This is a genomic window from Oscillospiraceae bacterium MB24-C1, from assembly GCA_030913685.1.
GTDB lineage: Bacteria > Bacillota > Clostridia > Oscillospirales > Ruminococcaceae > Yanshouia.
In genome coordinates, this window is the sequence record CP133187.1 from 2,005,010 (window position 1) to 2,029,712 (window position 24,703).

Consider the following 24,703-nt stretch of genomic DNA (forward strand, 5'->3'; position numbering starts at 1 on the left):
CACAAAAGGCTGCATTGTTTTGGGGACAACACGGCACTACTCAAGAAAACTTCATCTAAAGAAGTATTCTGCGCCCTTTCTGTGTATTTAAACAAATTAAAAGCACCTGAAGGAAGCTTTGCCCTTAAAATTTAACCAACATATTTTTTCACCAACTCAAAATTCCCGCTCGGATGCTATTATCCGAGCGGGAATTTACATTTTGTAACCTTATCGAACCTTGATGTGTGCTTCTCTAAGCTGTTTTTCGGTGACGGGGGTAGGCGCACCCATCATAAGGTCTTCGGCATTGGCCGTCATCGGGAAGGCGATGACCTCGCGGATGGAGGTCTCGTTCATCAGTAGCATCAGCATGCGGTCTACACCCGGGGCCATACCAGCGTGGGGTGGCGCACCGTAGGCAAATGCGTTATAGAGGGAGCCAAATTTTTCTTTGACCGTCTCCTCGCCGTAACCGGCGATTTCAAACGCACGCACCATTGTCTCGCGGTCGTGGTTGCGCACTGCGCCCGAAGAAAGCTCGACGCCGTTACAGACAATGTCGTACTGCCAGGCGAGGATATCCAGCGGGTCTTTGGTGTTCAGTGCTTCCAGCCCGCCCTGCGGCATTGAGAAAGGATTATGAGTGAACGCAACCTTGTGGGTCACGTCGTCCAGCTCATACATCGGAAAATCAACAATAAAGCACATTCTAAAGTCGTCGGAAAGCAGTTCCAGACGGCGACCCAGCTCGGTGCGAATCTGTCCGGCCAGCTTGGCGGTGACAAGCTCGGTCTTATCAGATATAAAGTAGAGCACATCATTAGGCTGTAAGCCGCTGCGCTCAATCAACGCTTTTTTCTGTTCGGCCGGGACAAACTTATCAATCGGCCCTAAAAGCGCCATATCGTCGGCTGCTTTAACGTAGCCTAAGCCCTTCATGCCGATCGAGGTGGCAAACTCCAGCATTTGCTCAAAAAAGCTTCTCGGCTGGCTGCCGCATCCCGGCACACGGATGGCGCGCACAGTATTCTTCTGGAACGGTGCAAAGCTGCACAGTGCAAAAATGTCAGAAACGTCGATAATCTCCAGCGGGTTTCTCAAGTCAGGCTTGTCCGAGCCATAACGCAACATGGCATCTTTGAAAGTGATGCGCGGGAAGGAGGGCGACGTCACCGGCTTATCAGAAAAGGTCTTGAAAGCGTCGTAAAGCACGTTCTCAGCAACGGCAAAAACTTCTTCCTGCGTGGCGAAGGCCATTTCAAAGTCAAGCTGATAAAATTCACCCGGTGAACGGTCGGCTCTGGCGTCTTCGTCGCGGAAGCAGGGAGCAATCTGAAAATAGCGATCAATACCCGAAACCATAAGCAACTGTTTGAATATCTGTGGGGCCTGTGGTAGCGCATAAAACTTGCCGGGGTGCTTTCTGGCTGGAATTAAATAATCTCTGGCACCCTCGGGTGAAGAAGCCGACAAAATGGGGGTCTGCACTTCAATGAAACCCAGTTCAGTCATGCGGTTGCGCAAAAAGGAAAGCAGGCGGGCACGGGTTTTAATGGCGTGCTGCATCTTCTGGTTGCGCAGGTCTACGAAGCGATATTTCAAGCGCAGGTCTTCTTTGACTTCCGGCGAATTAGGCACTTCAAACGGTAGGTTACCTTGCGATTTGCCTAAAATTTCTAGCGATTTCACGGTTATTTCAATGGTTCCGGTCGCCAGCTTGGTGTTGACTGTCTCAGGGTCGCGGAGTACCACGGGGCCCTCAACCGAAACAACGCATTCCTTCATGACGCCTGAAAGCATATTGTCATCATGGATGACCACCTGAACCATGCCGTAATGGTCCCGTAAATCGACAAACAGTACGCCGCCATGATCGCGAATATTTTCAACCCACCCCGCTACTTTGACATTATTATTAACGTCGGCCTCGCTTAAGGCGGCACAGGTCTTGGTGCGGTACTGGTTTTCAAAAAACATGACGGTCATTCCTTTCTTAATTCTTCAATTCTTGTACGGTGGCAGTGCCACAAAATTAGTACACATTAAAATTGACAGGGCACCCCGCGAAGCTTCTGTTTCTTCGCCAGAATGCCCAAGTCATGCAAGTTATCATAGCACAACACGGCGGGTTTGTCCATATTTTGCGGCAAAAAGATACAATCTTGCAGTCTGTTTTCATATGGCGCAATGAATGAGGGAAACAACATCTATAATATCCAGTCCCTGTGCATCGGCCAGGGCAACCGTTTGCGCGCTGCCGGATCGCCGTCGCAGACAATAAGCCAAACAAGCACTGCTCATCTCAACCAAACAGCGGTTTCTTTTGCGCATACAGGTGGGGGTGTAAGTTGTTTCTAGACAGATAAAATCATTTGCTGCCTGGCGCAACCGCTCGTACCGCCGCTGGTCGGCAGCCGCCCAACTGTCCGCTTGGTCGGCACAGGGCGCCACAATGATCAGTCGCAGTTGGGTAAACTCACTTTTCAGTTTTAACACGACTTCGGCAGCAAGGGTATCAAAGCCCATTGCGCCACCCGCCACAAAAATAAAATAACCCTGCGCAATCAAGCGGCGGATAGCGCCTTCTACCACCGTGGTTAAAGCCTGAGCATGCTCGGGTACGATTTGTCGGTGTCCGGTAAAACAGCAGGTAAAGTTCCGATTGTGCATCTTTCACACTCCAAAGCCGTTTTATGGCAAATATGCTTCTGAAAAAGAGTTGGCAATTCGCCTAACAACCACAGAAAGAGAAGCCATATCTTTATTATACGGCGACCGAATAGCCTTGTAAACGCTTAAAACACCGCTTTTATTCCGATAATCACCAATAAAATTCCACCGAAAACTTCGGCCTTTTTGCCCAGCAGGTCTCCAAATTTTATTCCGATGTGAATGGCGGCTAGTGTTAGCAGCAGCGTAGTGGCGGCGATCACCAAGGATGCGGATAAAATCTCAATTTGCTGTGCGCGCAGACCTACGCCGACTGCGAGGGCGTCAATGCTGGTTGCTACCGCTTGAAACAGCAAAATCTTATGTGTAAGTAATGGTTGGCCAACTGGACAGTCGTCCCCTGAACATAGACCACTGTAGATCATTTTACCGCCTATAAACCCCAAAATAAACAAGATGAGAAAACCGCCCAGCCGGGTGACCACCTCAGAAAAAACCCCGCCAACAAAATAGCCGGCCAGTGGCATCGCACCCTGAAAAATTGCAAAAAGGCACACCATTTCTAAAAGCTTGGGGGTGTTCTTGTGATGTGTCATGGCATAAGACATGGACACCGCAACCGCATCCATGCTTAATCCTACACCAATAAGACATACTTCATTTAAACTCATGCACTTCTTCCTTTCAAAATCTTTCGCTATATAAAAAATAAAACCATGTGCAGCCAGCAAGACTACACACAGTTCTCGTTCTTTAATGCAAGCCAGATGCTTATAGCATCATTATGTTGACTTGACACGCCAATATGCGGCGCAAACTACTCCACCATGTTATTTTAGTATATGAAACAGATTGCGCAAAGTCAAGAAAAATTTTTCAGTGTAGATTTCACACTTTTTTCATTTCAATGTTAGTCGATTGTGCTATACTAATAAACATTGTTCGTTTTGTTCCCGCGCAGCAAAACGTAAGGCCTTTATTTAAGCGCGGAGAATGGTGGAAAAACACATGAAAACCAGGCTTATTGCGTTGCTGCTCTGTGTTTCGCTGGTAGCAGGCTGCGGCGCGGCTTCTTCTCAGGGGGATGCCGGTTCATCATCCCAGACAGAATATGTTCCTTCCTATACCTATGTAAACCCCAACCCCGATATGGTCATGATTACTTCGCCCGGTGGGGATATCACCTATGAGAACTATCGCCTTTATCTCGATGTCAATGAACAGTTCGGTCGTTTTTATTCTCGTCAGGAGATGGCTTCATGCGCTGTGCTGGAAAGCGACTTAAAAGAAATGGGCATCGAAATAAATGAGGACGACTATAAAAACATGGCGGCCCAGCAGGTGTATAGCATGATGATGTATTCTCCCTCGTATGCTGAGAATCTGCAGCAGATCATCGACATAACAGGCATGACACAGGAGGAAGTTTCCAACGCGATGCTACTGCCTTACCGTTCCCAGTACCTGGTTGGGCTTTTAGGCGATCATTATCAGAAGCTAGCCGAAGAAGAGCTTGATAAAGAAGCTACTGCATCGCAATCATCTGAGGCCGAATCAGCGTCCGAATCAGAGACATCTTCGGGCAACAGCGAAGAATCGGAGGTGCAAAGCCCCGAGGATGCTGCGGCACAGGCGGAGGCAGAACGTCAGCAGGCCATCTATGAAAAGGGCACGCAAATGATGCAAGACTATTTTGCGGATTATGATACCCGCCTATCCTTTGATGATGACGCTATTCTTGCGACGATAGATGGAAAAGCGGTTCCCTATACCGATGAAATTAAGCATTATCTTGAGTATACCGCGACTGCCAGCCGTATTGATGCTGTCGCCTTTATACAGGCCGGCGAGCTGGTGCTGCGCGAATTGGAGCGTCGCAACACTGAGCTTGACCGCACCAACTTTGAGACAACTTTGAACGCTTATACCGATCAAATCCGTGCGGACGAGACGATCATGAAGCAGCTTGAAAAGATCTGCGCCAGCTACGAGGCAACAGTGGACGACTATTTTAAGGTGCTGGAGCGTCCGCTCTGGCTGCAGGAGGTTGGCGACCGGTATTATATCGCCATGGCCGATGAATACAATGCACTTACTGTCGATTCGGGTGAGAAGCCGGATTCCTCGGATGGCTATTATGCACAGGAGTTTTCTAAGCTTTTAGAGGGCAGTGAAATCGTCAACGTCACCGGCGAATAAAAGTCAATTGAATTTTGGCGGCTGCAAATACAGGACAAATTATCCACGTATTTGCAGCCTTTTCTTATGCTTGAATTTTATTATATAAAATGGGATAATATAGTATGCATAAATTTGGTCAACAAAGGGGAGCGGCGTAATGGGGCGGTATGAAAGGCTGGTCGGAAACACGTTAGTGTTTGCGATCGGGTCGTTTTCTTCAAAACTGCTGGTGTTTTTCATGCTGCGGTATTACACCGCGATGCTCACTCCAGCCGAATTTGGTATTGCTGACCGTATCACCACCACCAGCAACCTCCTTATGCCGTTTGTCATGCTGTCGGTCAACGAGGCGATTATCCGCTTTGCGATGGACCGCTCTTTAAAGCGCTCCGACGTTTTTTCTATCGGCTTAAAAACGGTGCTGGCGGGCTTTATTGTTTTTTGTCTATTCTCGCCAATTATGCTGATGATTGATATGCTGTCACCCTACACGCTGGTGATCTATGTCTATGTGCTATTTGGCATGCTCAAAGCCATTTGTGCGCAGTTTATCCGTTCCATTGGGTTGGTCAGGCTCTTTGCCTTTGACGGCTTTATGGCCACTTTTACAACCATTGCCTTTAACATTGTGTTTTTGACGGTGTTTAAATGGGGGTTGTACGGCTATGTTTTTTCGATTATTGCATCAAATATTATTTCAATATTTTTTCTGTTTATTGTCGCGCGGCTCGACCGGTACGTCGATTTCACCCACCCCAACCCGACGCTTCGACGGGAGATGTTACGCTATTCGGTTCCGCTGATTCCGACCACGATGTTCTGGTGGATTGTCGGCATGTCCGACCGCTATATGGTCACTTGGTTTTGGGGCGACACACCCACTGGCATGCTTGCGATAGCACATAAAATTCCATCGCTGCTCACCATCGTTTCGGCTATATTCTATCAGGCGTGGCAGATTTCTGCCGTGGATGAATCGGGCAAAGGTAAGCGCACCACCCGCTTCTATTCCCAAACCTATGACTATTATAGCACGCTGCTGTTTTGCGCTGCTTCCGGCATAGTGATGCTTATTCAGCCAATCACCAAGGTTTTGTATGCACCCGCTTACCATGAATCGTGGCGATATGTACCCTTTTTGGTGATGGCCGAGGTTTTTTCATCCCTTGTCACTTTTCTCGGGTCCTTTTATATGGTCAGTAAGAAAAACGCCACCGTTCCGTTGGCTATTTTCGTCGGAGCTGTGGCTAATATTGGGCTGAATTTCTGGCTGATTCCACGGTATGGCGTTATGGGCGCGACCTTTGCGACGCTGTTAAGTTATCTGCTGGCCTATGCCATCCGTGCTGTGGATATTCAGAGGCTGGTTTCGCTGGAGCTTCGTCCGCTGACCACTGCCGTTCGTTTGCTGCTGCTGATGGTGCAGGGCGCGTTTTTGATCATACAGCCGCCGAATAGTTCTTTAATTCAGCTGGCTATGTTTTTCTTGATGTTGTTGATTAACCTTAAACCGGTGTTGCGATTGGTTGTTGCGCTATTCGACCGTTTTGTTTCACCGCATGTTTCTCGTTAAAGGAGATATTCGCCTATGCCGATGCAACTTTTATTTTTATTTTTTCTATCGATGGTACCCATTATTGAGCTGCGCGGAGCCGTTCCTATAGGTATTGGGTGGGGGTACCCCTTTGGGCTCGTTTATGCGTTGTGTGTTGCCGGCAATTTGCTGCCGGTGCCATTTCTTATTCCCTTTGCGGGCCGGGTGTTGCGTTGGGGTGCCACACTGCCTAGAATAGGGGGACTATTTCAGAAAATACTGGATATCGGAAACAAAAAAGTAAAAAAAACGCAAAGCGCCAATCATGCGCTGTTGTTTGCGCTTTTTCTTTTTGTGGCAATACCGGCGCCGGGTACTGGCGCATGGACGGGTTGTCTGATTGCAACATTGCTGCAAATGCGGGTGCGCAGGGCATTTTGGCCCATTGCGGCGGGTGTTGCCACAGCAGGATTGATAATGGGCGTAACATCTTACGGCTTGTTCAGTCTCATTGGGGTATAGTTTTGGGCACTTAAAGGAGGCAAAGCGGGTGAACATTCTGGTTAGTGCCTGTTTGCTGGGGCTAAACTGTCGGTATGACGGTTTGAGCTGTTATCAGACAGGTGTAGAAAAGCTTAAAAACAGATATCATCTCATCCCGGTTTGCCCAGAAGTTTATGGTGGCTTACCCACCCCGCGTGAACCTGCGGAGATCGTCGGGAATGAGGTGGTGACCAAAAGTGGTTGCAATGTCACTGCCCAGTATGAGAAGGGTGCACAGGAAGCATTGACGCTGGCACGTATGATGGACTGCCGTATTGCGGTGCTAAAAGCCAAGAGTCCCTCCTGCGGGAAGGGCAAAATCTATGACGGTAGCTTTGGTGGCAGATTGATTGACGGCAGCGGTATTCTGGCCCGTCTATTGATGGATGAAGGGCTGACTGTTTTGACCGAGGATGAACTTGAAAAGCTTATTTAAGTTATAAAAGCTATAAACCGGCGGCATTCTACAATGCCGCCGGTTTTCTCATATTCACAGGTTACATAGTACCAAATTTGAGTAAACAGAATATTTTAAAAAGTCTGATCATTTATTAGTGCCAGCTTTTGCGTACGCGTCATGCGTTTAAGCTCGGCTTCGCGCCGCATGGCGGTGCGCTTATCTTCAAAGCACTCAAGATAGGCCAATACCACAGGCCTGCGTCCACGGGTATATTTAGCGCCGACACCATTATTGTGGGCGGTCAGACGTGCGTCGGGGTCGTTTGTCCAGCCGGCATAAAGGGTGCCGTCGGCGCATTTGAGCAGATAGGCAAAAGCCGACTTGCACATGGGGCATTACTCCTTTCGCTCCATAAGACTATCATGTCAATTAACTTTAACACTTAAAGTGGATGTAAGCAATAATAAAAGGTATTTAAAGACAATAAAAACACAGACGCGACAACATGTGTGTTGTCGCGTCTGTGGAGAAGAGAAGAGGAGATTCTAGTAAACAGGGGTTACTTGCCCACCGGAGCCAATTCTTTTTCGGAAGAAGCGACAACGACCGAGCAGGCGATATCGCCGGTGATGTTAACGGTGGTTCTTGCCATATCCAGTATACGGTCAATGCCAGCGATCAATGCGACACCCTCGATGGGTAGACCAACCGACTGCAGCACCAGGCCAAGCATGACAACGCCCGCGCCAGGCACACCCGCTGTACCGATAGAGGCCAGAGTAGCGGTGAGAATAATGGTCAGTTGCTGACCCATGCTAAGCGAAATATTATAGACGTTTGCGATAAACAATGCACAGATGCCCTGATAAATTGCTGTTCCATCCATGTTAATGGTTGCACCCAGCGGAAGCACAAAGCTACGGATGGGTAGCGGAACGCCCAGTCTTTCGGATGCCACCATTGAAAATGGCAGTGTAGCAGAACTCGACGCCGTGGTGAAGGCGAACAATATCGCTTCCGAGCACTTTTTAAAAAAGGTCAGCGGACTAATTTTAGCTATCATACGAACAGAGAATGAGTAGACGATTGCCATATGTAAAATACAGCCGAAATAAACCGCAAGAATGACGCTTAACAGTGGCAACAACACTGAAGGTCCATTCACCGCGACAATCGGCACTATAAGCGCAAAAACGGCGATGGGAGAAAACTTCATGACAAAGGCCACCAACGCGTACATGCACTCAGCCATGCCGTCAAAGAAATCGGAGACTGGCTTGGCGCGATCGCCCACCATGATAATTGATCCGCCCAAAAATATCGCGAAAGCAATGATCTGAAGCATATTACCCTCAACCAGCGCCTTAAGAGGGTTGGCTGGGATAATGTTAAGCAGGGTGTCGACAACGTTTGGCGCTTCCTTGGCTTCATAGCTCAGGCCCTCGGCCAATACAAAGCCGCCACCGACACGTCCGATATTGCCCACAATAAGGCCGAGTGTGACAGCAAGTGCAGTTGTACAAAGATAAAAAACAATTGTTTTACCACCGATGCGCCCCACGCGCTTGGCATCGCCCAAGCCGCAGGTTCCGACGATCAGCGAGGAAAAAACTAACGGAACGATAAGCATTTTTATGGCGTTGAGAAACAGGGAGCCAAAAGGCTTAATCCAGTTATTGGCGATGAGGCGTGCGCCCTCCCCCTGCATGCATAAACCGACCGCAACACCGGCCAATAGTCCAATAAGAATCTGTACGGAAAGATTCAACTTTTTTCTGCCAGACATTCTTGCAAATCTCCTTTCATATGATGTACTTGTGCCAAAATCACTTTAACATTTTGGACATAGAAAATCAATAATAATATGAAAAAATAATTTCAAAAAATAAAGATTATGTAATATAAACAAGATAAACATTTCAATATTTAAAATTAATTGTCGCATTACCGAGAAAAATAAAAAAAATTAAAAATTTAGAAGATAACATAGACAATCGTGGTCTGGAGTGATATACTAATAAAAATTTAGTACTCTATGCGGCGAGGGTTCTATGCTGCACAGCATCCTTTAAATCGGTCCCGTGAGGCCGGCAAGGTTTGCTTTTAATAACAATATTCAGATATTGAAAAGCGCCTTGCCGCATAATCTGCGGGCAGGACGCTTATTTTATTTTATAAAAAGGGGGAGATGTGTTTGAAACGCAAGGATATTATGGACCAAGCAGACATCAACCGTGCTTGCGTGCGGCTTTCTCATGAGTTGATTGAACGCAATAAGGGCACCGACGACGTGGTACTCATCGGCATTCAGCGGCGCGGCGTACCACTGGCCAAAAAGGTCTCGGCACTGGTCGAACAGTATTATGGGGTAAAGCTACCCGTTGGGATGCTGGATATTACCTTTTACCGTGATGACTTATCATTATTGTCTGAGCACCCAGTCATCAACGGCACCGATATTCCGTTTATGATTTCCGGCAAGCGGGTGGTTTTGGTGGATGACGTACTTTACACCGGGCGTACCGTGCGTGCGGCGATTGAAGCTGTGTTGGAAAGCGGGCGTGCCAAATGTATTCAGCTGATGGTGATGGTAGACAGAGGTCACCGGGAGCTGCCCATCCGGGCTGACTTTATCGGCAAGAATCTGCCCACCTCCAATAACGAGGTTGTGCATGTTTGCGTCCCTGAATTCGACGGGGAGAGCGCTGTGTATATTGAGGCGCTGGAATAACCGCATGAACAGAAAAGGGTGAAAAGATGGCATTAAAAACAAAGGATCTTCTCGGACTGCGCGATATCAGCCGGGAAGAAATTGAAGAAATTTTGAACACGGCAGAGGCAATGAAGCAGGTGGTGGCCGGCCCGACCAAAAAGACCTCGCATCTGCAAGGCAAGTCGATTGTCACACTGTTTTATGAAAACTCCACGAGAACCCGCCTGTCGTTCGAACTGGCAAGTAAGTATATGTCGGCGGTGGCGGCCAATATCGCGGCATCTTCTTCCAGCGTTAAAAAAGGCGAAACACTCATCGACACAGCAAAAACCATTGACATGATGGGCACCGACGTGATCATTATGCGTCACCCCATGAGCGGTGCGCCCCACATCATGGCTAAGCACGTCAAATCCGCCATCATCAATGCAGGCGACGGCACCAACGAGCACCCCACTCAGGCTCTGCTGGACATGCTGACCATCCGCGAGAAAAAGGGTGGATTTGAGGGCTTAAAGGTTGCGGTGGTGGGCGACGTTGTGCACTCCCGCGTAGCGCGTTCAAATGTTTACGGCCTAACCAAAATGGGGGCAAAGGTGGTGCTGGCTGGCCCGCCCACGCTGCTGCCCGCGCCCGGTTGCGAAATGCCCGGCGTAGAATATTGCTACCAAGTTGAAGACGCTGTGCGTGACGCCGACGTTGTCATGGCGCTGCGTATCCAACTTGAGCGCCAGAAGAAGGGATTGTTCCCCTCGGTGCGCGAATACGCGCGTTATTTCGGTATCGACCCTAAGATGATGCAGCTTGCGCGACCTGATGCGCTGGTAATGCACCCCGGCCCGATGAACCGCGGCGTGGAAATTTCGAGCTATGTCGCCGATTCTGACCAGTCGTTCATCAATGAGCAGGTCACGAACGGTGTCGCAGTGCGCATGGCGTTGCTTTATATGATGACAAGGAGGGAAGGCAGATGAGCACACTAATTAAAAACGCCGTTATCGTCAATGCAGACGGACGGGAGACGGCTGACCTCCTAATTGAAAATGGGCTGATCGCTAAAATAGGGCAGGGGCTATCCTGTGAGGGCGAGGTTATCGATGCAAAGGGTGCATTTTTGCTGCCGGGCTTAGTCGATTTACACTGCCACCTGCGCGACCCCGGTTATGAATATAAAGAAGATGTTGTCAGCGGCACCCGTGCGGCGGCAGCTGGCGGTTTTACGTCGGTGCTGTGCATGGCAAACACTCACCCGGTCAATGACTGTGCGGCGGTCACAAGCTATATCAAAAATAAAGCAGACGAGGCAGGTTACTGCAAGGTATATCCCATTGGGGCAGTTTCAAAAGCGCTAGAAGGTAAGGAAATTGCCGAGATGGGCGATATGAAGTCCGCCGGGGCGGTGGCGTTTTCCGACGATGGCAGCCCGGTTTCTAATGCGAGATTGTTAGAGCTGGCGCTTCTTTACTCGGCGCGGTTTGACACTTATGTGGCTGTGCACCCTGAGGAACTGTCGCTCACTGAGGGCGGCGTAATGAACCGCGGCATGACGGCGACGATGCTCGGCTTGCCCGGAATCTCTCGTGCGGCAGAAGAGGGGCCGATTGCTCGCGATCTAATTTTAGCGGAAGAGAATCATGCGCGCATCCACATTTGTCACATCTCAACGGCAGGCTGTGTAGAATTAATTCGCCAAGCCAAAGCGCGTGGTGTTAAAGTAACATGTGAGACTACCCCGCACTACCTTTATTTGGATGAAACAGCCTGCGAGGGCTACGACGTCAACGCCAAAGTGGCACCGCCGTTGAGAACGGTGGCGGATCAGGAAGCGCTTATAAAAGGGTTGGTTGACGGCACGGTTGATGCGATTGCAACCGACCATGCACCACATCATATCGACGATAAAAACATGGAGTTTACGCTGGCAGCAAAGGGTATTTCTGGCTTTGAAACAGCCTTTTCTTCCTGCTATACCCGCCTTGTGAAAAGCGGTATTCTTCCGCTGGAAAAGCTGGTGGAAAAGATGTGCCTGACCCCTGCACAGATTGCCAAAATACCCGGCGGTATTATCAAAGAAGGCCAACCGGCCGACTTCTTTTTAGCTGATGATAAGGAGTGGACGGTGGAGGCAAAAAAATTTCTCTCCCGTGGTAAAAATACCCCGCTAGACGGTAAGACTTTAAGCGGCCGGGTACTCAAAACCTTCCAGGCGGGTAGATTAGTCTACGAAAGGGCACTTTAAAAGGGCGGTATAGAAAGGAATGGTTCAAGGAATGACAACTAATGCGGCAGACCGGCTTGTGGCGCAGATCGCACGGGTAAAAAACCCGACCGCTATGGGGCTTGACACACAGGTAGGGCATCTACCCGCCGAGTTTGCCCCCAAGGGCAATTCAAGCGCAGAAATCTGCGAGGCAATTTTAAACTATAATAAGGCGCTACTCGATGGTATGACCGACCTTATCGGCTGCGTTAAGGTGCAGGTGGCCTATTATGAAATATATGGCGTGGCGGGTATGCAGGTGTTTGCCAAAACGCTGGCCTACGCCCGGAAGCGCGGCTATGTCACAATTGCCGACTGCAAGCGTAACGACATTGGCGCGACGGCTGGGGCTTATGCACGCGCTTATTTAAACCCAGAGGGAGAGTTTTTCAGTGACTTTGTCACGGTGAACGCTTATCTCGGCGTGGACGGCATCAAGCCGTTTGTTGACGAAGCTAAACAGCACGGCGGCGGCATCTATGTGTTGGTGAAAACGTCAAACCCCTCCGGCGGGCAGCTTCAGGACGTTGAAACCGCCGATGGACGTAAAGTTTATGAACTGATGGCCGATCTGGTCAGCGGCTGGGGCGAAGCGCTGATAGGCGAATGTGGTTACGCCGCGGTGGGGGCGGTCGTGGGCGCGACCTGGCCCGCTGAATCAACTGCGCTAAGAAAGCGCATGCCGCACACACCGTTTTTAGTCCCGGGCTATGGCGCACAGGGTGCCACCGGTAGGGATTTAAGTGGCTGTTTTGATACAAATAAAGGTGGCGCGGTAGTTAATGCCTCACGTTCGCTGCTGTGCGCACACCAAAAACACCCTGAGATGGGCTGGCTTGAGGCGGTTCGCGCCGAGGCGGTGCGCATGCGCGACGACATTACCGCCGACTATAGCGAGGGGGCGTGAGAAGATGCGCCCGTTCATGGCTAAAATATTAGAAAAAGGCCCACTGGGCCGCGATATGGTTCGGTTTGTGTTGCACGCGCCGGAGGCATTTTTGCAGCCGGTACTGCCGGGCATGTTTGTGCATATTAAGGTGCCGAACGATGCATCACATATTTTGCGACGACCGATCAGCATTATGGATGCCGACGCAAAAGCAGGCAGCATCACGCTGGGTATTCAGCCCAAGGGCGATGGCACACAACGCATCTGCACGCTGGAGCCGGGCGATGAAATGGAAATTATCGCGCCGCTGGGCAACAGCTTTGCTTTAAACGGCGCAAAAACGGTCTGGGCGTTAGGCGGTGGCGTCGGCGTGGCACCGATGCTGTTCGCCTGTCACGAATTTTCAAAAATGGCGCAGGTCACGGCGGTACTGGGCTTTCGCACGGCGGAACAGGTTTATGCCGAGGGCGATTTTGCCCCCTTTGCCGACCTGATGATCTGCACCGATGATGGTTGCCGTGGTTTTAACGGTACGGTTGTGGATGCGGTTCGGGAAAAGCTTGAACTGCCGGAGTTGATTATCGCCTGCGGGCCGACGCCGATGCTCAAAGCGGTTCAGGCGTTCGCCTTAGAGCGCGATATTCCCTGCCAGCTGTCTTTAGAGCAGCGTATGGGGTGTGGCTACGGAGCCTGCCTAACCTGTTCGTGTAAAACCAAGAGGAGCGACGGCAGCGAGACCTTTGCACGGGTTTGCGCCGACGGGCCGATATTTGACGCAAAGGCGGTGGTGCTGTGAACAAGGTTGATTTGTCGGTCTCACTTTGTGGCGTGACCTTAAAAAATCCGATTATTGCAGCTTCCGGTACCTATGGTTTTGGGCGCGATTTCACGCGGTTTTATGATATTTCGCGGCTGGGTGGCATCTCAGCTAAGGGCGTAACTCCAAAAGAGCGCGCGGGCAACCCGCCGGTGCGCATTGTTGAAACGCCGAGCGGAATACTAAATGCTGTCGGGCTGCAAAACCCTGGCATCGACGCGTTTTTAGAAACCGAGCTGCCTTGGATGCTGGAGCAGGGGACAACGGTTATTTGCAACATCTCAGGCAACACGATTGAGGAATTCTGTGACATGGCCCGGAAGCTGAATAACAGCAGTGTGGCTTTTATTGAGGTCAATGTCAGTTGCCCGAATGTGCATGCGGGCGGTAAAGTGTTTGGCAGCGACCCGGAGAGCATTCTGGCTGTAACGCAAGCGGTGCGCCGCTGTACCGACAAGCCGATTGTGGTCAAGCTTTCGCCCAATGTGTCGGACATCGCTGAGATGGCGGTCGCCGCGCAAGAGGGCGGAGCTGACGCCGTCTCGCTGATCAATACCATCACCGGCATGGCGATAGACGTCAACACCCGCAGGCCGGTGCTCGGCAATATTACCGGGGGAATGTCCGGCCCGGCGGTGCGCCCGGTGGCATTGCGCATGTGCTATCAGGCGGCACAGGCTGTATCCATCCCCGTGGTGGGTATGGGCGGTATTATGACCGGCGAAGATGTCGTAATGTTTTTGCTCGCGGGTTGCACAGCGGTTCAGGTTGGCACGGCAAACTTAGCCGATCCAATGGCCTGTGTGCGCATTATTGACCAGCTTGAGGATTATATGAATCGCAAGGGCATCAAACGGGTGGAAGAACTCGTGGGTGCGCTTATCACTGAATAACCGGAGGGACCACGTATGACAAGAGAAGAGAAAATTCAGCTTTTAGAGGATGCCCAGGTGCTGCAAACAGGGCATTTTCGCTTGACCTCGGGTCGGCATTCCGACAAATATATGCAGTGCGCCCGCGTTTTTGAGTACGCCAAGTACTCTGAGCCTATATGTAAGGATATCGCCGACGCATTCCGCGATGAGAAGATTGATTTGGTTGTCGGCCCTGCTATCGGTGGCGTCATTATCACCTACGAGGTTGCGCGGCAACTCGGCGTGCGCAACATCTTCGCTGAGCGCGAGAACGGCATCATGACGCTGCGCCGCGGATTCGCCGTAGAGCCGGGCTCCCGCGTGTTGGTGGTGGAGGACACCATCACGACCGGCGGCTCTGTCAAGGAAGTTATCGCGCTGATTAAGGAAAAAGGCGGCGTGATTATCGGCGTTGGCTCGGTGGTGGATCGTTCCAATGGTACGGTCGATTTTGGCGTGCCGCTGCATGCGGCGGTATCGATGGAGGTTGTCTCCTACGACGAGGCCGACTGCCCATTGTGCAAACAGGGCTTGCCGATAACTAAACCGGGTAGCCGAGCATTTAAGTAAAAGTATACAACAAAAGCCCCCGGTTTAGGCTGAAATAGTCAATAGAAAGTAGACAGAATAAAGCTCAACTTAAACTGCCTGTTCAATTCTGAATTGGACAGGTGGTTTTCCGCTTAGTTTGCGGAGGGGACGAATGGTATTAAAATAAGCGATTGCGTCTGTGATGACGGAAGAAAGGTCATCAGCAAGCCAGTAGTGAAACTGGAAACGCAAAACATCTTTGAACCTACCAAAGAAGCTTTCGATCACAGCGTTATCTCTGGGATTGCCCGCCCTAGACATACTTTGGATCGCACCATATTTTTAATGCTATATAAATAAAAGATAGTAGACACGCTTTTTTGTGTCTACTATCTTTTTACCACTTCAGTTTAGGCCGGGGGCTTTTTGGATATTGTTTTTGGATAAAAAGCAACTTGTTTTGGACGTCCCATGCGTGGGTTTCCCTGCGCCAAGGTTAAAGCCCTTGCTTTGGGGGCTATTTTTTTGTGGTGATATGAAGCGCAGCATGGCTAGCACCAGAAATGATACTGCAAATCAGTTGCGAAATCCGTTCCAACGGTACTTGCTGTGCATCGTCTATCCATGATTCCAAAATCGATACGGTACCCGAAGCTATAAAATCCATAAAACACATCAAAAGATGCGGGTCTATGTCACTGCGGTTTTTTAGCTGTTCTCCCCACATATCACGCAGGCGTGTACGAAAGTTAAAAACGAGGTGAACGTGCTCCCCTGATTCGATTAAAAGCTTAAAAAACGGTTGATCGCTTTGGATTTCCAGAAACAGTTTTTCAAAAAAAGGCGCCGGGTTTTCGAGGCCGTTCCAAATGTTGTTTTTGTCGATAAGTGAAAACAGCCGCTCTAAAAATTCGTCTTCAAGCTCACGTAGAACCGATCCGATATCAGTATAGTGGTTATAAAATGTTTTTCGGTTAATGTCAGCTAATTGAGTTAGCTCACTGATAGATATTTTTGCAACAGGCTTCTCTTTCATTATGGTCAGGAGGGCTGATTTAATTGCAAACTTTGTTTTTCGGCACCGCCGATCGTCTTTATTGGTGGATATTCCAGTCATATTTTGCCCCTTTCTCCACAAAAACCATATAAAATGTGTAATAATAACCATTCGATGCTGAAAATGACCGTTGAATTATTCCCAAATGTATAATAATATACGTTAGTGTAAAAGTCAATAGATGAGTAATAAACCGGGAGAGAAGATTTTATGGTTACCAGTCAAAAATCGATGGTTGACCGCTTAATTAGCTTTATTGTCAGGCGGAGAAACTACATAGAAAAGTTTTTTATCCTGATGGTTGCAATTTCTGCGGTCTTTAGCTTGATGGTCAAGGTAAATTATGATTTGACCGAGTATTTACCGTCGTGGGCCCCAACCAAGCAGGGCATTGATGTCATGGAAGCCGAATTTGGCTACCCTGGCACCGCACGGGTAATGATCAAAGACGTCACTGTTTATGAGGCGAAACTTTACAAAGAAAAAATAGCGAATATTGAAGGCGTTGACAACGTTTCGTGGGCCGATACAGCCACCGATATTTACACTTCCCAGGCCTTTTTAGAGGCGGCAGACATAGAGGACTACTACAAAGATAACTGCGCTGTGTATGATGTGTTCTTTAAAGAGGGCGACTCAGACCGAGCCTCCTATGCTGCCATCGACGAAATGCGCAACATGTTTGGCGATAAGTGCAGTATTTCCGGCCCGACGGTGGAAAACAAAACCGTAAGTGAAAATATGGCCCGAGAAATGCCGCGCATTCTAACTGTGGGCGTGTTGTTTATTATCTTTGTACTGATGCTGACAACCAATTCGTGGTTTGAGCCGGTGCTGTTTATGGTGACAATGGGTGCTGCTGTTATTATCAACACCGGTACCAATATCATTTTTGGTACCATTTCGTTTATTTCCTCAAACGCGGCAGCGCTGTTGCAAATTGCGGTTGCAATGGACTATTCGATATTTCTGCTGCACACCTTTACGGCCGAAAAAAACAAGGGGATTGGCGTTGAGCAGGCGATGGAGAACGCGTTGCGTATTGCAATGAAATCCATTGTTTCAAGTGCATTTACAACAGTAATCGGCTTTTTGGCACTGGCGCTCATGCAGTTTACCATTGGCTATGATATCGGCATGGTGCTAGCAAAAGGCATTTTATGCAGCATGCTCACTGTGCTACTGCTGATGCCGGCGTTGATTTTGCGTTGGCAGGATATTATTGAAAAGCTACAGCATAAGCCGTTTATTCCACCGTTGGATAAGTTTGCGAAACGGGTGTTCGGATTGCGATTTGTTGTGGCGGCATTGGTGATTGTCCTGATTGTGCCCTGCTATGTTGCACAAGGTATGACCCATTATATGTACGGCACTTCGGTGGTCGCCTGTGCTGAAGGGACACCCACATGGCTGCAGAAAAAAGAAATTGACGACGTTTTTGGCGAAAGCAACATGATTGTGGTGGTTGTTCCGAACAAGGGTAACGTCATCGAAAAGCAATTGGTTGACGAGCTGGAAGATCAGCCTTACATACGCAATGTCACGGCGTTGTCCACCGCGTTGCCACAGGGCATACCGGAAAGCTTTTTGCCAAAAAGCATAACCGACCGGCTGCATACCGAAAGTTATTCGCGCATGATGATTAATGTGCGTAGTGACACCGAAACCGACTTGGCTTTTACCTATGATGATCAAATTAAGACCATCGTCAGCCAGTACTACCCTGAGGACACACACTTTATCGGAAAAACCCCCGTCGCCAAGGATATTAAGCGTATTATCCTCAAGGATAATAAGGAGGTCAATATGATCTCCATTCTAGGCGTGGCGCTGGTGGTGTTTATGGCGTTTGGCTCGCTAGCCATTACGTTGGTGGTATTGGTGCCGATTGAAGTGGCTATCTATGTGAATATGGCGCTGCCGTATCTTTACAATCAAAAGCTGGCGTTTTTAGGCTATCTCATGGTGAGCAGCATGCAGCTGGGCGCAACAGTGGACTACTCCATTTTGTTGACCAATAACTATCTTGCCTTGCGGCAGGAAGAGCCGGACAAAAAGAAGGCGGCTATTAAAACCATCAGCAAAAGCACCCTCTCCATCATGACCTCCGGCATGGTGTTGACCATTGTGGGGTATGGTTTGAACTTTATGTCCTCGGTACCCACCGTGGTGGACTTAGGACATTTGATCGGCCGCGGAGGCCTGTTCAGCATGATTTTTGTACTGACGTTGCTGCCGTTGTTGCTGACGCTGTTTGACGGTACGATAAGCCGAGGACGCGCACGCACCCAGAAGATAAAAGAAGCGCACGCTGCCCTGGCGTCCAAAACTGGAGAAAAGGTGAGGCTGTTGGTCAGCAACATTTGGCGCAGCCCCTTTCGCAAAAACCTAAAACCGCAGGAGGAAAGATAATCTTATGCGTACTGTAAAAAAAATAATTTCAGCCGCGCTTGCTCTTTGCATGCTTGCGGTTTTTCCTAGTACCGATGTGCGTGCTGCAGCCCCGAAGGTCGCAGTGGATGAAACAGCCTATTTAATGTTGGATTATTATGGAGACTTAGATAATTTTAGCATTGTTAAGGGTTGCGATTTAAACGGCAACACACAATTTACAGATTACGGCAGCTACACCTCAGTGACAAATATGAGCACCCTCAATGCGCCTGAACAAAGCGATGAAAGTGTGACATGGAATCTAGACAGCGGTGCAGCTAACCGTTTTTATTATGAGGTAGTGCCACAAAATCAAACTTTTGACACGCTGCCGTGGACTGTTGATGTCAGCTATAAACTCAATGGGGTACCCGCGCACGCTGAAAGACTGGCGGGGGCATCGGGGCTGATAACTGTTGACGTAACCGTAGCGCCAAACCCCCGGGCTAACACCTATTACAGGGATAATTTTATTTTGGTGTGCGGCATGGCATCCGACACCGACAAAAACACCAGTTTTTCTGCCGAAGGGGCACAGTTTCAGTCATTTGGCTCGTATCAGATGGCGTTCTTCATTGCAATGCCTAAAAGAGAGGGCGAATTCAGCTTCCAGATCGGAAGTGACAGCTTTGAAACCCCGGGCGTAATTCTGGCTATGATGCCCGCCACAATGTCACAGCTCGACGATATCTCTGAGATGAAGGAGCATAAAACCAATATTGAGGATGCCAGCAATGCCATGGATGCGACGGTAGCAGATATTCTGGATATGCTTTCGGCTATGTCCGGCGGAATGAGCACCACCGTTCAGGGGCTCAACAAGCTCGACCAGGCGCGCGCCGCAATGGATAAGGGTTCTGACGGTGTAACGCAGAGTGTTTCCAAGTTACGCAGTTCGCTCAAAGAGATGGAAAAGGGGCTTAATAATTACGCCGAGTTTTTGGGTGATGCCAAACTCTCCAATGCCATCAGTGGCATGGGAGAAAACGCAGAATCTATGGCTGATATTATGAGCAACATGGGCGGGGATATTGAAGAGATATATACGCTGATGAATAAGCTCAAAGCCGCCATTCTGGAATTTAACAGCGACAGCACCTCTTCGGCAAGAAAACAGGCGTTGGTCAGCGAAATTGCGCTACTCACCGGTGAACTGGAAACCGCACTGTCCTATGTTGATTCCTCGACTTTCGCCAGTTATATCAAGCGGGTAGAGTCGTCCGTTAAAGAAATCGAGTCGCTTGCAGGTACCGCGGATGGCGCTTCGGAGGATGTGGTGAAGCAAGCAGCAGGCGCCATGTTACAGGAGCTGCAGACCATCAACACAGCGATGAGCGGTTTGGTGGCGGACAGCGAAAAGCTTTCCGGTAGTATCAACGGCAGTATTGGCGATGTCTATGCGCTGTCCGGCGAGATGGAGGACATTCTGGAAGAAACCTCGCGGGTGATGGATGACGCGGCCGATTTAATGAAGGACACCCGCGGCATGCTCGATTCGGTGGACACGATGCTCTCCGACAGTAGCGACCTGTTAAATGAGGGAGCGAAGGTCAGCATCGCAGGCATTACACAGATGCTTAACGACCTGCTAGGCGTACTGCATAAAACCGAAAACCTGCAGACAAATCGCGAGACAATCTCCAACATTATTAGAGATGAGTGGCATCGGTTGGATGACGATTTCGGTGTGCTGGATATTGACACCTCGGCGGACAAGGTGTCACTGACTTCCAGCAAAAATGCGCCGCCGCGCAGCCTTCAGATCATTATGAGAACACATGAGATCGAACTGCCCGACGAAGATGAAGAAATCTCCGCTGATCAGGAAGAAGCTGAAAGTAGCGTTGGGCAACGCATTGTCAATGTTTTTAAAGTTATTAAGGACGGTCTTGCAGGACTGTTTAGATAAGTTGTATAATTAATGCTATGGAGGGATAACAATGCAAAGAAAGGTATTGACGGCCATATTGTGCACCGCACTGGTGGCAATAGCTTGTGTTCATGCCGCAGCGGCATCGGCCGATTTTGAGCGCGATGTGATCTATGGAAGACAGCATCGTTATTACTTCGATAAAAAAATAGAGGGCGAAACAGCTGAAGACAGCGCGTGGGAATTTGAGTTTGAGGTGTTTGATGGCGCGACCTTTACGGTTGACACTAAAGGGCAGGACGACCTGACGCTTGGCGCAAACTGCGATTATGACGACGCGGTGCTGGATTGCTATCCGGATGCAACATTGCTGTTTTTCAACGGCAACGGTGATTATTTCCGTCATTATGGGATGCTGTATTTGCCGGCAGAACCGGGCAGCTACCTTTACCGAAACATCAATCGGACGCTGTATGACATTGGGGTGGTCTATAGCGAGGAGGCCGACGGCTTTTTGGTGCGTACTAGGAATCTAAGTCAGTATGTTATCTCAGATAAAAGCCTGCCGGTTGAAAAGCTTGAAGCTGACAACCCACTTCTGGTAGAACCGCTCAATTGAGTTGCATCCCAATAACATGAAGGGGCTTTCACCTAAATGGCGAAAGCCCCTTCATCATATAAATTTGCTTGGTGTAAATTTTGCGCCTAAAACGGCAGATGTGTGTGTGGGCTGCTCATAAAGGAAGGGCCGCTTGAGTTGATACCGCTGCCTTGAAAACACAACTCTGATATGCTATGATACGAGCGGATTACATATGATCGTAGGGCGTCGGTTCAACAGATGGAAAACGCCTTTGAAATGTAATAGGATCAAAATCGACGGAGATTCTTTCTAGATATATTTAAGAAACGAAGGTGGTGCGTGCATGAGAAAAAACCTGCTAAAGGTGAGCATCTTGCTCTGCCTGCTTTTGCTGTGCAGCTGCTTTAAGCAGGAGCAGTCGATCAGGCTGCGCTACGACCTTGTATCGTATCCTGAAACGCTGGATCCGCAGTACGCGACCTCTTCTGCGGCGCGAACCCTCATCGGAAATTCTTTTGAAGGCTTAACGGCCATTTCACCGGCGGGAGAGGTGGTTCCTGCCTGTGCCGAGCGGTGGGATATTTCTGATGACCGAATGACCTATACCTTTATATTGCGCGACGAGCTGCGCTGGGCTAATGGCGACCGACTGACAGCACAGGACTTTGTTTTTGCACTGCAAAGGTTGTTTAATCGTGATGCGCCTGCCCCGGATGCCGACCGGTACGGCATGATTAAAAATGCTGAGAAAATCCTGTCCGGTGAGTTGCCCGCAACAGCTCTTGGTGTCAGGGCAAAAAGCGATACGGTTTTAGAGATCACGCTCGCGCATGACGACCCATCGCTGTTGACACTGCTTTCAAACGCATCTGCCATGCCGTGCCAGCAAAAGTTTTTTGCTGAACAAAAGGGGCGGTATGGGCTGGCGGCAGAGAATCTTTTGTGCAACGGTCCTTTTTTTGTCAAGGGCTGGAGCAGAAATGTAATTTCAGTGCAGAAGAATCCGTTATTTCGCAACTCAGTGCAGATAGACGGTGTTGAGTTTTATATTAACAGAGGTGATCCAGTATCGCTGTATTTAGACGGTAAAAGCGATCTGGTCTTTGTACCTTTTCAACGTCTAGCCGAGGCACAGGGACTTGAAGGCGAAACATTTTATGACCAGAGCTGGATGTTGCTTTATAACACCTCCAGCAAGTTGCTTGTCCAGCGCGATATACGTGCGGCGCTAACCGCCGCGATGCATACAGATGAACTATTAGAAAGGCTGCCGGATTACCTGCAGCCTTACCATGGAATTATCGCGCCGAGTGCCATGCTTTGGGGAAGCTCTTATCGTGATTTGGCTCCGACACCGCAGCCGGCAGCGCTGCCGGACGAGGCTCGCCAGATATTTTTAAGTGCGGTCGAAGGCGTGGAACAGGAAGATGTAGGCCGCCTGTCGCTGCTGGTTAGTAATTTTTTACCGGGGCCCGACCTTGGGGGTGCCATACAGCGCAGGTGGCAACAGGAGCTGTCGGCTTTTGTAAACATGGAACAGCTAGATTATTACGACTTACTAGACAGAGTAGATAGCGGAAAATTCGATATTGCGATTGTTCCGCTTACGGCACAAGGGAACAGCCCGGTGGATCTATTATCCTCATTTGAAGGCTTGCCACTTTCGACAAGCGGCGATGAGCCCTCAATATCCGAGATGATCAGCCGGGCCAGGCAGCAGTCGGAACCGAATGTGGCCGCGGCGCAACTGTTCTTGGCAGAACAAAAGCTAGTGGATGAATATGTGGCTGTTCCATTGTTTGTGGCGCCGTCGCTTTTTGCGACCGGAGAGGGAATTGAGGGGGTATCTTACTCCACTGTATCCCGTACGGTCTATTTTGCGGATGCTAAACGCATCCGGTAAGCCATTAGTCTAACGGATGATCTTTCTCCCATTGGTTGAGATAGTCCTCTAAAATCTGCTCAGCCTCTCGGTTGGCGGAGCGTTTATTGTGCTTGGCCAGACGTTTTAGCCGCAGCAGCAGTTCTTTGGGAATTCGCAGCGAAAAAGGGGTACTATTGGATTGCATCTGCGTCACCTCCTTGACTTTTGTTACTACCATATTACGCAACAGTGCTTGCAGAGGTACGCATTGAAAGAAAAGAAGCGTAAAACCCAAAAAAGCACGCTAAAAGCGTGCTTTTTTCAGAATCCGCTATTTAAATTTTGGGTTTAGATAGCTCTGGTAATCTTACCGGAACGCAAGCAGCGGGTGCAGGCGTGAACGTGACAAGGGGTACCGTTCACAATTGCCTTCACACGCTTGACATTAGGTTTCCAAGTTCTGTTAGATCTCCGATGGGAGTGAGAAACCTTAATTCCGAAGGTTACGCCCTTACCGCAGATATCGCATTTTGCCATCTGTCTGCACCTCCTTCAATCCGTTATAGGATAACAGCAATATTCTATCAGAATTCACAAGCGATTGCAAGACGTTTTTAAAAATAATATGCATTAAACAAAGAGAAATCGGTTAAAAATGCTTCTTACATCACTATTATTGATTTTTTGCGGAAAAAAGAAAACTAACTGTTGACATTTAGGTCGTAAGCTGATAAAATAACTAATTGTCGGACGTGAAACGACACGCCGATTATGAGCATGTGCGCCAGTAGCTCAGTTGGATAGAGTGACTGGCTACGAACCAGTAGGCCAGGGGTTCGAGTCCCTTCTGGCGCACCAGAAAAACCGCTTGAGAATGCGAATTCTCTAAGCGGTTTTTCTTTTTTATATCCGACAGCTTTTTGGTAGCGCTCTTCTATTCAGTATTTAAATATGCTATCTATAAAAAATTTTGGGCAAGGGATCTGAGATCAAGAAGAACCAGTTAGCCATTGGCCTTGAGGCTTTTTGGGAGGAATTTCATCTAGTATTTTAAAACGTGTGTTTTCGCTTTTGCTTTAATTGTCGCCGGGCTGACTTTTCTCGCGTCGTTTCTGGGGTATGTTGGTAGACGTAGAATGACTCTATGATTCGGTTTTGCTATCTTGCGTTAGCTTGAGAAAATCTGCCTAGCCTGTGTTTCGGGTGTACTGATTTAACTGCTTTTAGCAATTGATAAATTATTACAAATAAGCAAAAATATCAATAATAATACCGAAAGAATATAAAGGCGATGCGCTTTATATTATATTTTTTTCATACGCGTATAGACGGTATGCCCTTATCTCCATTATGATAAACAACAATTAATTTAGAAGAAGTATTGGCCAAGTAAAGAAAAAGCTGTACGGCCCTGACTGGGGCAACGTACAGCTTTATAAACCTGAAGCAATCGTTCCGGGGT

General features: G+C 49.0%; 23 protein-coding genes and 1 tRNA gene. 16 read left to right on the forward strand and 8 right to left on the reverse strand.

Features of this window, described 5'->3' with window-relative positions; genetic code table 11:
* Nucleotides 1-210 precede the first annotated feature (210 nt).
* The 3 genes from aspS to RBH76_09630 form a co-directional block, all read right to left on the reverse strand.
* Complete coding sequence (aspS, locus tag RBH76_09620) at nt 211-1,959, reverse strand: aspartate--tRNA ligase (protein WMJ82987.1); 1,749 nt, start codon at nt 1,957-1,959, stop codon at nt 211-213.
* A 198-nt stretch (nt 1,960-2,157) separates the two neighbouring features.
* Nucleotides 2,158-2,652, reverse strand: coding sequence for an SLOG family protein (locus RBH76_09625; GenBank protein ID WMJ82988.1), 495 nt, complete (start codon nt 2,650-2,652; stop codon nt 2,158-2,160).
* 125 nt (nt 2,653-2,777) lie between these two features.
* Nucleotides 2,778-3,323 carry a manganese efflux pump gene (locus tag RBH76_09630; protein WMJ82989.1) on the reverse strand — a complete coding sequence of 182 codons (546 nt, stop codon included), beginning with the start codon at nt 3,321-3,323 and terminating at the stop codon, nt 2,778-2,780.
* A gap of 337 nt (nt 3,324-3,660) precedes the next feature.
* Here RBH76_09630 and RBH76_09635 point away from each other — a divergent pair, with 337 nt between their 5' ends.
* From RBH76_09635 to RBH76_09650, 4 genes are all read left to right on the forward strand, one after another.
* Nucleotides 3,661-4,851 (forward strand): hypothetical protein, encoded by a 1,191-nt coding sequence (locus RBH76_09635; GenBank protein WMJ82990.1) that lies wholly within the window; start codon nt 3,661-3,663, stop codon nt 4,849-4,851.
* A 139-nt stretch (nt 4,852-4,990) separates the two neighbouring features.
* Complete coding sequence (locus RBH76_09640) at nt 4,991-6,406, forward strand: oligosaccharide flippase family protein (GenBank protein ID WMJ82991.1); 1,416 nt, start codon at nt 4,991-4,993, stop codon at nt 6,404-6,406.
* Between the two features lie 15 nt (nt 6,407-6,421).
* Nucleotides 6,422-6,889, forward strand: coding sequence for a small multi-drug export protein (locus RBH76_09645; GenBank protein ID WMJ82992.1), 468 nt, complete (start codon nt 6,422-6,424; stop codon nt 6,887-6,889).
* A 28-nt stretch (nt 6,890-6,917) separates the two neighbouring features.
* Nucleotides 6,918-7,346, forward strand: coding sequence for a DUF523 domain-containing protein (locus RBH76_09650; protein WMJ82993.1), 429 nt, complete (start codon nt 6,918-6,920; stop codon nt 7,344-7,346).
* A 95-nt stretch (nt 7,347-7,441) separates the two neighbouring features.
* On the opposite strand, the gene RBH76_09655 is transcribed toward RBH76_09650, so the two are convergent.
* Nucleotides 7,442-7,699: a GIY-YIG nuclease family protein gene (locus RBH76_09655; GenBank protein WMJ82994.1), complete on the reverse strand. Its 258-nt coding sequence runs from the start codon at nt 7,697-7,699 to the stop codon at nt 7,442-7,444.
* 170 nt (nt 7,700-7,869) lie between these two features.
* Nucleotides 7,870-9,096: a dicarboxylate/amino acid:cation symporter gene (locus RBH76_09660; protein ID WMJ82995.1), complete on the reverse strand. Its 1,227-nt coding sequence runs from the start codon at nt 9,094-9,096 to the stop codon at nt 7,870-7,872.
* A 402-nt stretch (nt 9,097-9,498) separates the two neighbouring features.
* On the opposite strand from RBH76_09660, the gene pyrR reads away from it, so the two are divergent.
* Genes pyrR through pyrE form a run of 7 tightly spaced genes read left to right on the forward strand, consistent with a single transcriptional unit; the run spans nt 9,499 to nt 15,473 of the window.
* A complete protein-coding gene (pyrR, locus tag RBH76_09665) occupies nt 9,499-10,041 on the forward strand; it encodes a bifunctional pyr operon transcriptional regulator/uracil phosphoribosyltransferase PyrR (GenBank protein WMJ82996.1) in 543 nt (180 codons plus the stop codon).
* A 26-nt stretch (nt 10,042-10,067) separates the two neighbouring features.
* Nucleotides 10,068-10,997 (forward strand): aspartate carbamoyltransferase catalytic subunit, encoded by a 930-nt coding sequence (locus RBH76_09670; GenBank protein ID WMJ82997.1) that lies wholly within the window; start codon nt 10,068-10,070, stop codon nt 10,995-10,997.
* Nucleotides 10,994-12,262, forward strand: a complete 1,269-nt coding sequence (locus tag RBH76_09675) for a dihydroorotase (protein ID WMJ82998.1) — start codon at nt 10,994-10,996, stop codon at nt 12,260-12,262. Before RBH76_09670 ends, RBH76_09675 begins: the two co-directional genes overlap by 4 nt.
* A gap of 31 nt (nt 12,263-12,293) precedes the next feature.
* Entirely contained in the window at nt 12,294-13,190 is an 897-nt protein-coding gene (gene pyrF, locus RBH76_09680; GenBank protein ID WMJ82999.1) for an orotidine-5'-phosphate decarboxylase, read from the forward strand.
* Between the two features lie 4 nt (nt 13,191-13,194).
* Nucleotides 13,195-13,968, forward strand: coding sequence for a dihydroorotate dehydrogenase electron transfer subunit (locus tag RBH76_09685; protein WMJ83000.1), 774 nt, complete (start codon nt 13,195-13,197; stop codon nt 13,966-13,968).
* Nucleotides 13,965-14,882 carry a dihydroorotate dehydrogenase gene (locus RBH76_09690; GenBank protein ID WMJ83001.1) on the forward strand — a complete coding sequence of 306 codons (918 nt, stop codon included), beginning with the start codon at nt 13,965-13,967 and terminating at the stop codon, nt 14,880-14,882. The genes RBH76_09685 and RBH76_09690 overlap by 4 nt, the downstream gene beginning before the upstream one ends.
* Nucleotides 14,883-14,897: 15 nt before the next feature.
* Nucleotides 14,898-15,473, forward strand: a complete 576-nt coding sequence (pyrE, locus tag RBH76_09695; protein WMJ83002.1) for an orotate phosphoribosyltransferase — start codon at nt 14,898-14,900, stop codon at nt 15,471-15,473.
* A 478-nt stretch (nt 15,474-15,951) separates the two neighbouring features.
* Here pyrE and RBH76_09700 read toward each other — a convergent pair whose 3' ends face one another.
* Entirely contained in the window at nt 15,952-16,551 is a 600-nt protein-coding gene (locus RBH76_09700; GenBank protein ID WMJ83003.1) for a TetR-like C-terminal domain-containing protein, read from the reverse strand.
* A 150-nt stretch (nt 16,552-16,701) separates the two neighbouring features.
* Between RBH76_09700 and RBH76_09705 the strand changes: the two genes are divergently transcribed.
* From RBH76_09705 to RBH76_09720, 4 genes are all read left to right on the forward strand, one after another.
* Nucleotides 16,702-18,903, forward strand: coding sequence for an MMPL family transporter (locus tag RBH76_09705; GenBank protein ID WMJ83004.1), 2,202 nt, complete (start codon nt 16,702-16,704; stop codon nt 18,901-18,903).
* A gap of 4 nt (nt 18,904-18,907) precedes the next feature.
* Nucleotides 18,908-20,833: a hypothetical protein gene (locus RBH76_09710; GenBank protein ID WMJ83005.1), complete on the forward strand. Its 1,926-nt coding sequence runs from the start codon at nt 18,908-18,910 to the stop codon at nt 20,831-20,833.
* A 31-nt stretch (nt 20,834-20,864) separates the two neighbouring features.
* Nucleotides 20,865-21,413 carry a hypothetical protein gene (locus tag RBH76_09715; GenBank protein WMJ83006.1) on the forward strand — a complete coding sequence of 183 codons (549 nt, stop codon included), beginning with the start codon at nt 20,865-20,867 and terminating at the stop codon, nt 21,411-21,413.
* A gap of 307 nt (nt 21,414-21,720) precedes the next feature.
* Entirely contained in the window at nt 21,721-23,280 is a 1,560-nt protein-coding gene (locus RBH76_09720) for a peptide ABC transporter substrate-binding protein (protein WMJ83007.1), read from the forward strand.
* Nucleotides 23,281-23,284: 4 nt separating this feature from the next.
* Here the strand turns inward: RBH76_09720 and RBH76_09725 are convergent, their stop codons facing one another.
* Both RBH76_09725 and rpmB read right to left on the reverse strand, forming a co-directional pair.
* Entirely contained in the window at nt 23,285-23,446 is a 162-nt protein-coding gene (locus tag RBH76_09725) for an Arc family DNA-binding protein (GenBank protein WMJ83008.1), read from the reverse strand.
* Between the two features lie 143 nt (nt 23,447-23,589).
* On the reverse strand, nt 23,590-23,778 hold the full coding sequence (gene rpmB / locus RBH76_09730) for a 50S ribosomal protein L28 (protein ID WMJ83009.1): 189 nt from the start codon (nt 23,776-23,778) through the stop codon (nt 23,590-23,592).
* A 244-nt stretch (nt 23,779-24,022) separates the two neighbouring features.
* On the opposite strand from rpmB, the gene RBH76_09735 reads away from it, so the two are divergent.
* Nucleotides 24,023-24,099, forward strand: a tRNA-Arg gene (locus RBH76_09735).
* The last annotated feature ends 604 nt before the right edge of the window (nt 24,100-24,703 follow it).